This is a genomic window from Humibacter sp., assembly GCF_051954055.1.
Classification (GTDB): Bacteria; Actinomycetota; Actinomycetes; order Actinomycetales; family Microbacteriaceae; genus Humibacter.
The window spans coordinates 1-11,096 of the sequence record NZ_JBQCIE010000116.1 but is presented as its reverse complement, the minus strand read 5'-3'; the positions used below and the strand labels follow the sequence as shown (position 1 = coordinate 11,096).

Annotated in this window: 11 protein-coding genes and 1 pseudogene; 8 read left to right on the top strand and 4 right to left on the bottom strand. The window is 67.5% G+C overall.

Annotated features, from left to right (window positions below; all coding sequences use genetic code 11):
* The 5 genes from ACTHNC_RS15495 to ACTHNC_RS15475 form a co-directional block, all read left to right on the top strand.
* A partial coding sequence (locus tag ACTHNC_RS15495; RefSeq protein ID WP_440295517.1) for an endo-1,4-beta-xylanase occupies nt 1-164 on the top strand: 164 nt, incomplete at its 5' end.
* A gap of 38 nt (nt 165-202) precedes the next feature.
* Entirely contained in the window at nt 203-985 is a 783-nt protein-coding gene (locus ACTHNC_RS15490) for a cupin domain-containing protein (RefSeq protein WP_440295516.1), read from the top strand.
* A 92-nt stretch (nt 986-1,077) separates the two neighbouring features.
* Entirely contained in the window at nt 1,078-2,760 is a 1,683-nt protein-coding gene (locus ACTHNC_RS15485) for a CBM35 domain-containing protein (RefSeq protein ID WP_440295515.1), read from the top strand.
* 193 nt (nt 2,761-2,953) lie between these two features.
* Entirely contained in the window at nt 2,954-4,153 is a 1,200-nt protein-coding gene (locus ACTHNC_RS15480; RefSeq protein ID WP_440295514.1) for a glycoside hydrolase family 3 N-terminal domain-containing protein, read from the top strand.
* Between the two features lie 58 nt (nt 4,154-4,211).
* Nucleotides 4,212-4,604: a PLD nuclease N-terminal domain-containing protein gene (locus ACTHNC_RS15475; protein ID WP_440295513.1), complete on the top strand. Its 393-nt coding sequence runs from the start codon at nt 4,212-4,214 to the stop codon at nt 4,602-4,604.
* 3 nt (nt 4,605-4,607) lie between these two features.
* On the opposite strand, the gene ACTHNC_RS15470 is transcribed toward ACTHNC_RS15475, so the two are convergent.
* The gene (locus tag ACTHNC_RS15470; RefSeq protein ID WP_440295512.1) at nt 4,608-5,111 is read right to left on the bottom strand and encodes a DUF2306 domain-containing protein; all 504 of its coding nucleotides are present in this window, start codon (nt 5,109-5,111) and stop codon (nt 4,608-4,610) included.
* Between the two features lie 97 nt (nt 5,112-5,208).
* On the opposite strand from ACTHNC_RS15470, the gene ACTHNC_RS15465 reads away from it, so the two are divergent.
* The gene (locus tag ACTHNC_RS15465; protein WP_440295511.1) at nt 5,209-5,871 is read left to right on the top strand and encodes a MerR family transcriptional regulator; all 663 of its coding nucleotides are present in this window, start codon (nt 5,209-5,211) and stop codon (nt 5,869-5,871) included.
* Between the two features lie 43 nt (nt 5,872-5,914).
* On the opposite strand, the gene argG is transcribed toward ACTHNC_RS15465, so the two are convergent.
* Nucleotides 5,915-7,342, bottom strand: coding sequence for an argininosuccinate synthase (argG, locus tag ACTHNC_RS15460; RefSeq protein ID WP_440295510.1), 1,428 nt, complete (start codon nt 7,340-7,342; stop codon nt 5,915-5,917).
* 226 nt (nt 7,343-7,568) lie between these two features.
* Between argG and ACTHNC_RS15455 the strand changes: the two genes are divergently transcribed.
* Together ACTHNC_RS15455 and ACTHNC_RS15450 are read left to right on the top strand one after the other, a co-directional pair.
* Entirely contained in the window at nt 7,569-7,997 is a 429-nt protein-coding gene (locus ACTHNC_RS15455) for a YciI family protein (RefSeq protein WP_440295509.1), read from the top strand.
* 24 nt (nt 7,998-8,021) lie between these two features.
* A complete protein-coding gene (locus ACTHNC_RS15450) occupies nt 8,022-9,257 on the top strand; it encodes an RNA polymerase sigma factor (RefSeq protein WP_440295508.1) in 1,236 nt (411 codons plus the stop codon).
* Nucleotides 9,258-9,348: 91 nt separating this feature from the next.
* Here the strand turns inward: ACTHNC_RS15450 and ACTHNC_RS15445 are convergent, their stop codons facing one another.
* Nucleotides 9,349-10,302, bottom strand: coding sequence for a beta-ketoacyl-ACP synthase 3 (locus ACTHNC_RS15445; protein ID WP_440295507.1), 954 nt, complete (start codon nt 10,300-10,302; stop codon nt 9,349-9,351).
* 440 nt (nt 10,303-10,742) lie between these two features.
* Nucleotides 10,743-11,096: pseudogene (locus tag ACTHNC_RS15440) on the bottom strand (HNH endonuclease signature motif containing protein); the annotation flags it as partial.

Sequence of the window (11,096 nt, the reverse complement as noted above, 5' to 3'; positions counted from 1 at the left end):
GTGCTGTTTCCTCCTGCTCGGCGTTCGTGCTGTGGGGACTGAGCGACGCGCACTCCTGGATCCCCGACACGTTCGCCGGCTTCGGTGCAGCGCACGTGCTCGACGAGACGCTGCAGCCGAAGCCGGCGTTCGACGCCGTCTTCGCGGGGCCGACGCGGTCGTGAACGACGCCCGTCCCCGCCGGCCCAGTAGCGCCGCCGAAGTGAGCGACCTACCTTCCCGGCGGCCCAGTAGCGCCGCCGAAGGCGACGCGTATCGAAACCCGCCCATCGGCCTGCCAGGCGGCATCGCGGTGTCGCGCCTGCGCGTGTACGACTGGGAGGCGCCCGATGGCCTGCGCGGGGGATCGCCGCACCTGCACACGGCATCCACCGAGGGATACGTCGTGCTCGGCGGAAGCGGTGCCGTCGAGACGCTGAGCTCCGATGGGCTGCAACGAACCCCGCTCGCACCCGGGGCCGTGGTCTGGTTCACGCCGGGAACGGTGCACCGGCTGATCAACGCGGACGGAGCGTTGGACATCCTCACCCTGATGTCGAACGCGGGCCTGCCGGAGGCTGGAGACGCGGTGCTCACGTTCCCGCTCGATGTGTTGCGCGACGCCCCGCGCTACCGCGAGCACGCGACGCTGCCCGCGCACGGCGACCAGAAGACGATGGCCTCCGCCGCTCGGGCGCGTCGCGATCTCGCGCTGGAGGGCTTCACGGAGCTGCGGGAGCGAGCGGCATCCGACCTCGACGGCACTCTTCGCGACCTGTACTCGGCCGCGGCGGCGCTCGTTGCCCCGCGCATCGGCGAGTGGGAGTGCATCGTCGCCTTAGGCCCAGGCGCCGCGCTGGATGCCACGGCACGCCAGCTCGCATCCCTCGCGGCCGGCGAGCCGGGAGGTCTCGCGAGCAGCGGCATCCGCTCGCTTCAACCGGAGCCTGGCGAGCGCTGGGGCATGTGCGGACGCCTCACCACCTGGGGCCTCGGAGCGCGCTGACCCGCCGCGTCACGTCGATGAGCCGGCTCTTGTCAGCCTAGCAACGCGCCACACCTTGTTCATTCACGAAGAATCATCAGAAGGAGAGATCCATGGCAACGAAGCCATTCAGTAACCCGATCACCCGTCGTACCGTGCTTGCCGGCGGACTCGCGGCGGTCCCGTTCGCAATCGGTCTGGCGAATATCCCGACGGCCGGCGCCGCTGCGGATCCGCGATCGTTCTTGGTCGACCCGCACGAACGTCACCAGGTGATCCGCGGTTTCGGTGGGATGTCGCACACCGCGTGGATCGGCGACCTCACCCCCTCGCAGCGAGCGACCGCCTTCGACAACGGCGAGAACGATCTGGGGCTGACGATCCTCCGGATCCCGGTCCCGGAAGACCGCGCGGATTGGAGTCTCAACCTGGAGACGGCCCAGAACGCTGTGGCGAAGGGTGCGCTCGTCTTCGCGTCGCCGTGGAATCCGCCCGCGGACATGATCGAGTTCTTCGACCGCGATGTCGTTCCGCAGGGAAGCAAGTACCAGGCGGAGGCAGGCGCCCTCGTGGGCGCCCAGGTCGCGTCTGCCACCCCCGGTTTCGAGGGCACTGGCTACGTCGAGTTCGACGCAAGCACGGGAGCCAGCGTGCAGTTCGACGGCGTCGTCGTGGGCTCGAAGGGCACGAAGAATCTCGCGTTCCGCTACAGCTCGCCCGGAGGCGACGTACACCTGGACATCAGCGTTGCGGGCACGCTCGTGGCGCCGAACGAGCTCTTCCCGGCGACGGCGGAGGGCAGCTGGGAATGGCACTCCATCCAGGTGCCGATGACGCCCGGCCAATGGAGTGTGCAGGTGGCGACCAGAGGCGAAGGGGGGCCGGCGCTCGATGAGCTGATGGTGGCGGCCTACACGCCCCCGGCACAGTCCAAGCGTCTGCGCTATGACGCCTACGGCGAGTACGCCCAGTACCTGAACGACTTCGTGCATTTCATGCGCGACAACGGTGCCGAGCTCTACGGCATCTCGGTTCAGAACGAACCGGACTACGCCTATGAGTGGACCTGGTGGACGCCCGAGGAGATGATCCGCTTTCTGCGGGACTACGCCGGATCGATCGACACACGTGTCATCGCTCCGGAGTCGTTCCAGTACGTCAAATCGTTCTCGGACCCGATCATCGAGGATGCTGCTGCCTTCGCGAACCTCGACATCCTCGGGGCACACCTCTATGGCACCCCGTATTCGGACTTCCCGTACCCGCTATTCCAGGAGAAGGGCGCAGGCAAGGAGCTCTGGATGACGGAGGTCTATTACCCGAACAGTTCGGACTCCGCGAATCTCTGGCCGGAGGCTCTGGAAGTCGCAGAGCATGTGCATCACGCGATGACCGATGGCGAGTTCCAGGCCTACGTGTGGTGGTACATCCGCCGCGGCTATGGACCCATCCTCGAAGACGGATCGATCAGCAAGCGCGGCTACATGCTCGCGCACTTCACGAAGTTCATCCGGCCCGGCGCCGTCCGGATCGAGGCGCCGAGTGAAGCGCAAACCGGAGTGCTGACCTCCGCGTACGCAGGCGAGGACGGCGGCCTGGTCGTGGTCGCGGTGAACACGACGACCGATCCGGTGACCCAGCCCGTCGCGGTTCACGGGCATGTCGTGAAGCGGGTGAGGTCGTGGGTGACGGATGCCACGCGCGACCTCGAGGAGCAGCCCGACATCTTCGGGCGCGGCACCGGTTTCGTCGCGTCGCTCTCGCCGCAGAGCGCGACGACGTTCGCCATCGCCTGACGGGCGACGGCCGCCACTAGATCTCGTCCGCGTGAGCGTGTGTCTCTGGATGTCAGGCGTTCCCCTCTGAAAATGATCGCCAAGAAATGGTGATTCTGCGAAAATTCTTGCCAGAACTCCTTGACACCCGGATGGGAGGGGGAGAAATCTCGTTACGGTGCCCGCAGCGTTGCGGGCCGTCGAAGGAGCAAGCATGAATCTCTCATCGTCCGAACCGGACAACGCCCCTCAGTCCGCCGGTGCTGCGTTCTCCCGAGGAGCCGGGATGTCCCGTCGCACGGTGCTCACCGCCGGCGTCGGAGCCGTCGCGGGACTCGCGCTCGCCGGAGCCGGTCTCGGCGCTGCAGCCCTCCCGGCAGCCGCGACTCCGCCGTGGTGGGCCAAGCTGTCGTTGCGCCAGCAAGCCGGGCAGCGTGTCATCTACTCGTATCCAGGCGCCACCCCGCCGCAGTCCCTCTTCGACGCCATCGCCGCAGGTGAGGTCGGCGGCGTGATCTTCTTCGGCGAGAACATCCTGAGCCTGACCCAGATCGCCGGCGTGGTCGCCGACCTGCGCGCGGCACAGGCATCCTCTCCGATCAAGGAGCCGCTGCTGTTCATGACCGATCAGGAGGGCGGCTACATCCGCAGACTGCGTGGGCAACAGCCGATCCTGTCCGAGAAGCAGATCGGTCTTCAGCCCGACCCGGATGCCGCAGCCACCGCCGCGGGTGCCGGCGCGGCAGCGGCGCTCCGCAACGTCGGCATGAATCTCAACCTCGCACCGGTGCTCGACGTGTTCCGCACCCCGGGCAACTTCGACGACCAGTGGGAGCGTTCGTACAGCTCGGATCCGGTGCTCGCCGGCCGTCTGGGCGCCGACATGGTCACCGCCCAGCAGGGCGCGGGCGTCGCTGCGACCGCGAAGCACTTCCCGGGACTGGGCGCCGCGACCCAGGCGCAGAACACCGACCTCGGACCGGTCACGCTCACCCAGTCGCTGAGCGAACTGCGCGGCGTGGACGAGTTCGCGTTCTCGCCGGCGATCGCTGCGGGCGTGCAGCTCGTGATGACGTCGTGGGCCATCTATCCCGCGATCGATGCGACGTACCCGGCGGGACTGTCGACCACGATCGTGCAGGGCGAGCTGCGCTCCCGGCTCGGGTTCGACGGCGTCACGATCACGGATGCCCTCGAAGCCGGCGCACTGGACGCGTTCGGAGACACCGGCGCCCGCTCACTGCTCGCGGCACAGGCGGGCATGGACCTGCTGCTCTGCTCCGCCCGCGACATGAGCCAGGGACAGGATGCCCTCGACGCGATCACCGCGGCCGCCGGCGACGGCACGCTGAACCCCGGGCACTTCAAGCAGGCGCTGGGCCGAGTGCAGTCACTGCGCGCCGGCCTGTTCTGATCGGAGGTGCACCAGTTCGGGGCGGTCATAACTGGCCGCCCCGAATTATTGTGAAGCTATGTCCGTGCTCTCCATCGTCATCCTGCTGCTGATGGTCGTCGCGCTGATCGACGCCATCCGCATCGACGACAGCCGGGTGAAGTACATGCACAAGATCGTCTGGATCCTGCTGATCATCTTCGTCCCGCTGATCGGAATCGTGCTGTGGTTCGCACTCGGCAGGTCGTACGAGGGAGCGTCGACTCCGATCCGGATGCCGCGTCGCCGGCCACAGGCATCCACCCCGCGGATGTCCGCCCCGATGGACACCGCGACGGTCACGGTGCAGCCGGTGCCGTCGCGAGACGGACGTTCGACCGAGCAGCAGCTCGCGGACCTCGAACGCGAGATCGAAGAGGACAAGCGTCGTCGCGCCGCTCTGGAGCAGCGTCGCGACGCCGATTCGCAGTAGCGATCAGTTCGACGTGTCGACCGCCACGGTCGAGCGTTGGCGCTTGACCCGAGTGGCCGGCACAGCGATGAGCACGTAGATCACCCACGCGGTCACGCAGGCGAGGATGACCGCGATGAGACTCCACAGCAGCGTCGGGTCCTGCACGGCGAGCTTCGGGATGTCCCGCGACGGAATGAGCACGGCGAACACCCCTGCGGTGAGCGCGCCGAGCCACGATCCGACCATCATGCCGACATGGAGCCGGATGATCCCGCGTCTGATCGCGATGACTCCGAGCGTCGTGGTGAAGAAGGTGAAGATGGCCAGAGCGTGGAACATCGTGAAGCTGCCGGTGAGCGAGTAGATGAACATCCCGCTCACGCACACGAGGTACATGAGCACGACCCACGAGCGTCCGATGGCCTTGTGCTTGTTGTCCTTGCTGCGCCGGATGAGCTGCACCGGAGCCAGCAGAATGACCCCCGATGCCGCCATGGCGTGAACCACCACGATGAGCGTTGCCATGCGACGTAAGTTAGTATCGCCATTCCAACCGGGACAACGTGGATAGTCGAGGCGTCGCTCGCTATCCAAGGGGGCGTGTTCCGGGGAGGGGGAACGCGTGAAGCTCCAGGAACTGGCGCAGCGATCGGGCGTCTCGACGGCGAGCATCAAGCACTATCTGCGGCTCGGCCTGCTGCCTCCCGGGGCGAAGAAGAACGCGACGACCTCGGTGTATGGCGCGTTGCACCTGCATCGGCTGGCGCTCATCTCCTGGGTTCGCCGGGAACTCGGTCTCTCCCTGGCGACGGTCTCCGCTCTCACCACCGCGATCGACGATGCGACGATCCCCAACGTCTACCTGATGGGGATCTGTCAGCAGCTCGCACTCGGTGCCGCGCCAAGGGCGCCGGAGGCCAGTCATCGAGGCACCGAGGACGCGTCTGGCGCCGAGAGCACGATCCTCGACATCCTCGACAGGATGGGCCTACCGGATGTCTCCACTTCGGCCAGAGCCGAGCTCGCCCGTGCGGTCACCGACCTGCGGAAGGCGGGTTACGTCGTCGATGAGGCGGTCATCGAGCTCCACCTGCGAGCACTACTGGAGATCGCCAGAGGCAACACCACGCCGATCAGCGACGATCTCAGCCGCGACGAGATCTGCCTCGAGGTGATCCGAGGTGTCACCCTGCACAACAGGATGCTGCTGGCCGCCAGCGCCCTCGCCCACGCGTCGCTCTCGGGGCTGGCGCGCGTCTCGTCGGCTCCCGCTACCGCCGGTTGAGGAGCGTCGCGCAGCGCCGCATATCGAAACCCGTGACCTAGGTTCAGTCCGCGCCGAGGTCGAACGCGGCCGCCTCGTTCGCGGCATCCACCTCGGCCTGCTCGTCCGATTCGGCCGCACCCGCACTGATCTCGGCCGCCTCGCCCGCGCCCAGGTCGCCGACCAGCAGCGCGGTCGCGCCGCCGATCACGCCGGAGGACGAGTACTGCTCGAGCCTGGCGCGCGAGTCCGCGATGTCGAGGTTGCGCATCGTGAGCTGGCCGATGCGGTCCTCGGGCTCGAACGCGGCATCCCCCACTCGCTCCATCGACAGCTTGTCAGGGTGGTAGCTGAGCGCCGGCCCGCTGGTGTCGAGGATCGAGTAGTCGTCGCCACGGCGCAGCCGCAGTGTGACCTCGCCCGTGACGGCCGAGCCGACCCAGCGCTGGATGCTCTCCCGCAGCATCAGCGACTGCGGGTCGAACCAGCGGCCCTCGTACATCAGGCGGCCGAGCCGTCGGCCCTCGTTGTGGTAGTTGGCGACGGTGTCTTCGTTGTGGATCGCGTTCAGCAGCCGCTCGTAGGCGATGTGCAGCAGCGCCATGCCGGGCGCCTCGTAGATCCCGCGACTCTTCGCCTCGATGATGCGGTTCTCTATCTGGTCGCTCATGCCCAGCCCGTGGCGTCCGCCGATGGTGTTCGCCTCCAGCACGAGAGCGACCGGGGCGTCGTACTCGACGCCGTTCAGCGCGACCGGACGTCCCTGCTCGAACCGCACGCGAACATCCTCTGCCGCGATCTCCACGTCGTCACGCCAGAACGCGACCCCCATGATCGGCTCCACGATCGTCATCGGGGTGTCGAGCTGCTCGAGCAGCTTCGCCTCGTGCGTGGCCCCCCAGATGTTCGCGTCGGTCGAGTACGCCTTCTCGACGGATGCCCGATACGGCAGATCGCGCGCCTGCAGCCACTCGCTCATCTCCTTGCGTCCACCGAGTTCGGAGACGAAGTCGCGGTCGAGCCACGGCTTGTAGATGCGCAGCCGCGGGTTCGCCATCAGCCCGTAGCGGTAGAACCGCTCGATGTCGTTGCCCTTGTAGGTGGATCCGTCGCCCCAGATCTCCACGCCGTCCTCGAGCATGGCGCGCACCAGGAGCGTGCCGGTCACCGCACGGCCGAGCGGGGTGGTGTTGAAGTACGTCTTGCCGCCCGAACGGATGTGGAACGCACCGCACTGCAGCGCGACGAGTCCTTCCTCCACGAGCGGCAGCTTGCAGTCCACGAGCCGGGAGAGCTCTGCGCCGTACTGTGCGGCACGACCGGGGATGGCCTCGACATCCGGCTCGTCGGGCTGACCGAGGTCTGCGGTGTAGGTGCAGGGCACCGCACCCTTCTCGCGCATCCACGCGACGGCGACGGAGGTGTCGAGGCCACCGGAGAACGCGATACCGACACGTTCGCCGACGGGAAGGGATGCGAGCACTTTGGACATGCCTTCAAGAATATGGGGCGCCGAGACTCCCGTCGGTTGAGTTGCGCCGCCGGCGCTTATCGAAACCCCGCTCCCCCGCCGGTTGAGTAGCCCGCGAAGCGGCGTATCGAAACCCCGCCTCCCCGTCTCAGAAGAAACTTCCCACCCCATGTCGACGTCCTCGCGTGAGGGGCGACGCGATAGTAGAAGGGTGCGAGCGCATCCCAAGACGAACAAGGAGACAACCATGAAGTACATGCTGATCATGCGAGCCACCGACGCCGCCAAGCAGGCGTACGAGGAGATGGACTTCAACGAGGTCATCACCAAGATGGGCCAGTACAACGAGCAGCTCATCAAGGCCGGTGTGCTGCTCGCCGGCGAGGGACTCGCCGACGATGTCGAGACCACCGGATTCGTCGTCGACTTCTCCACCACGCCTCCGGCTGTCACCGACGGTCCTTACGGAGAGACGCACGAGCTGTTCAACGGCTTCTGGATCCTGCAGGTGAACTCGAAAGAGGAGGCCGCGGAGTGGGCGAGCCGCTGCCCGCTCGGCCCGGGCTCGAAGCTCGAGGTACGCAGGGTGACCGACGAGAGCGACTTCGCCGACTTCGGTGACAACGAGTACATCCAGAAGGAAGCCGAGTGGCGAGCCGCAGCCGAGAACGCGTGACGGGGGCTGCGTAGGGAGGCATCCATGGACGGGATCACGGCGCGAGTCGACGCCGTCTGGCGCATCGAGAGCGCGCGCATCGTCGCCACGCTCGCCAAGGTGACTGGCGACGTCGGCTTCGCCGAGGATCTCGCACAGGATGCCCTCGTTCAGGCGCTCCGCCAATGGCCACGAGACGGCGTGCCCGACAATCCTGGGGCGTGGCTCACGGCCGTGGCCAAGCGTCGCGCCATCGACCAGTGGCGTCGCGGGGAACGCCTCGACGATCGCTACCGTGCTGTCGCGATGACGCTCGAGGAGACATCCGAGGATGTCTGGCAACCGATCGACGACGACGTGCTACGGCTGGTCTTCACCGCCTGCCACCCGGTGCTGTCGCGCGAGGCGCAGGTGGCGCTCACGCTGCGCATCGTCGCCGGGTTGAGCACGGAGGAGATCGCGCGCATGTACTTCGTGCCGGTCGCCACCGTTCAGCAGCGCATCGTGCGTGCCAAGAAGACGATTGCGGCGGCACACGTGCCGTTCGAGACGCCCGAGCCTTCGGAATGGAAGGCGCGTCTCGACGGCGTGCTCAGCGTCGTCTACCTGGTGTTCACGGAGGGATACGCCGCGACATCCGGAAGCGAGTGGATGCGCGCGGATCTGGCGAACGAGGCACTCCGCCTCGGGCGCATGGTCACGGGGTTGCTCCCGCGGGAACCCGAGGTGCACGGCCTCGTCGCGCTGATGGAGTTGCAGGCCGCGCGGTTCGCGGCGCGGACGCATTCGGACGGCACTCCCATCCCGCTCACCGAGCAGGACAGGACCCGCTGGAATCGGGCACAGATCACGCGCGGTCGTGCAGCACTCGCTCGCGTCGATGCGCTCGGCCGAGGACGGGGCCCGTATGCGCTGCAGGCCGCGATCGCTGAGTGCCACGCCATCGCGCCGAGCGCCGAGGAGACGGACTGGGTGCAGATCGTGCTGCTGTACGAAGCGCTCGGCCGGCTGGCACCGAATCCGGTCGTCGAACTGAACCGTGCAGCCGCCGTCGCGATGGCGACCGGACCCGCGACCGCGCTTCAACTGGTCGATCGCCTAGCCGAGCAAGGCGACCTTCGCGGGTCGCACCTGCTGCCGAGCGTGCGCGGTGAACTGCTGCTCCGGCTCGGTCGCACGCATGAAGCGGCGTCGGAACTACGTCGGGCCGCCGCGCTCGCCGGGAACGAGCGTGAACGCGACTTTCTGCTGGAGAAGGTCGGACGACTCGAGGTGGAGTGACCGACGCGTGACCCGGACCACCTGATGGCAGTGCGACGGATGTGGAATCGCTGCGCCGGGCGGCCTCTCGGGACCGGGTCGCTCGTGAGGTCTACTCAGGCAGCTCGACGACCTGGCCGGCGTAGGCGAAGCCGCCGCCGAAGCCGAACAGCAGCGCCCTGCCGCCACGTGGAAGTTCGCCGCGGTGCCACGCCTTGGACAGCCCCAGAGGCACGCTGGCGGCCGACGTGTTTCCGGACTCCTCGATGTCGTGGATGACGATCTGCTTTCCCGTCGCGCCGATCGCTTTCGCGAGCGGTTCGATGAGACGAAGGTTGGCCTGGTGGAATGCGACGACGTCGATGTCGTCGATCGTCACACCCGCGATCTCCAGCGCGCGACGAACGTGCGGCGCCGCCTTCGTGAGTGCCCAGCGCATGATGCCCTGGCCGTCCTGCGAGAACACCTGAGGGTCGCCGTCGATCACGACGGCATTCGTCATGCCGGGCACGGAGCCCCACACGACCGGGGACACCTTGGGTTCGTCGGAGGCGACGAGCACTGCCGCTCCAGCACCGTCCGCGGTGAGGATGCATGTGCGCCGGTCCGTCCAGTCCGTCACGTCCGACAGCCGCTCGGCTCCGATGACCAGAGCGCTGTCTGCGGAGCCCGAACTGATCGCCTGGTCGGCGATCGCGACGGCGTGCTCGAACCCGGAGCAAGCGGTGTTGATGTCGATGACGGCGGGGCCGGGCATCCCGAGCGCGTCGGCGACGCGGGCCGCGGTGAACGGTGTGCGGTCGACCAGTGTGGTCGAGGCGAGGACGACGAGTGATACCGATTCGAGGCCGGCATCCTGGAGTGCCATGCGGGCGGCTTCGGTGGCCATGCTGACGACGGTTTCGGAGCTGTCGGCGATGTGACGTTCACGGATGCCGGTGCGGGTGCGGATCCATTCGTCGCTCGTGTCGACGCTCTGAGCGAGCTCCTCGTTGGTGAGGATTCGTTTGGGCTGGTAGTGCCCGAATCCGGCTAGTCGTGATCCACGTGGAGTACGAGCGCTCATGTTGTGACTCTAGAGACCGGCGCCTCTGCCCCGCAAAATCCGTCGTGCCCTCCGGGGCGGGCCTGCGTGCACCTGCGGCCCACGAGCGCTGTCGCTCGGTGGAGTCGCGGACTGTTGGCGTCGATCCAACCGCGCCACGGCGCGTGCCGCCAGCTGGACCCAGTCCACGGCCCGTTCCCGCTGGCCGGTGGAAGTCACAGGTCGTGCTCGCCGGCGGCGCCTGCTCACGGACTGTGCTCGCTGGCGTGGCCACCTCACTGGCGTGTCTGCCCGGCCGGCACCAGCACGCACGTGGTGCGGGAGCGAGTCGCTGATAGTTGCCCGTGCCCGTGCCCGTGCCCGTGCCCGTGCCCGTGCCCGTGCCCGTGCGGGTGCCCGTGCCCGTGCCCGGGCTCGGGGGTTCGGGGCCTTGTGCTTGAGGCGGGGCCGTGCGGGCGTGCTCATCCGGTGCATTGTCGTACGTGTTCCCAGGTGGTGCTTTTGGGGTGGAGGGGTATCGGTGCCAGCCCGGTGCCGGTCGGGGGTATGAGTTCGTAGTTGGTGCCTCGTCTGCGGATGTGCCAGTGGTTGTTGTGCAGGTTGAGGTGGTGGAATTTGCAGGGGCTGACGCCGTCGGCGATGTCGGTTTTGCCGTGGTGTTCGGCGTAGTTGTTGATGTGGTGGGCTTCGGTTTGCCAGGGTGGTCGGTCGCAGCCGGGCCAGAGGCATCCGCCGTCCCGGGCGCGGAGGATGACGCGTTGGGCTGGGCTGAAGAGTCTTCTGGTTCGGCCGAGGTTCAGGGCGCGTCCTGACCG

Coding starts and splice junctions, on each gene's coding strand:
- ACTHNC_RS15485 (WP_440295515.1), top strand. CDS start 1,078: ATGGCAACGAAGCCATTCAGTAACCCGATCACCCGTCGTACCGTGCTT.
- ACTHNC_RS15480 (WP_440295514.1), top strand. CDS start 2,954: ATGAATCTCTCATCGTCCGAACCGGACAACGCCCCTCAGTCCGCCGGT.
- ACTHNC_RS15475 (WP_440295513.1), top strand. CDS start 4,212: ATGTCCGTGCTCTCCATCGTCATCCTGCTGCTGATGGTCGTCGCGCTG.
- ACTHNC_RS15470 (WP_440295512.1), bottom strand. CDS start 5,111: ATGGCAACGCTCATCGTGGTGGTTCACGCCATGGCGGCATCGGGGGTC.
- argG (WP_440295510.1), bottom strand. CDS start 7,342: ATGTCCAAAGTGCTCGCATCCCTTCCCGTCGGCGAACGTGTCGGTATC.
- ACTHNC_RS15455 (WP_440295509.1), top strand. CDS start 7,569: ATGAAGTACATGCTGATCATGCGAGCCACCGACGCCGCCAAGCAGGCG.
- ACTHNC_RS15450 (WP_440295508.1), top strand. CDS start 8,022: ATGGACGGGATCACGGCGCGAGTCGACGCCGTCTGGCGCATCGAGAGC.
- ACTHNC_RS15445 (WP_440295507.1), bottom strand. CDS start 10,302: ATGAGCGCTCGTACTCCACGTGGATCACGACTAGCCGGATTCGGGCAC.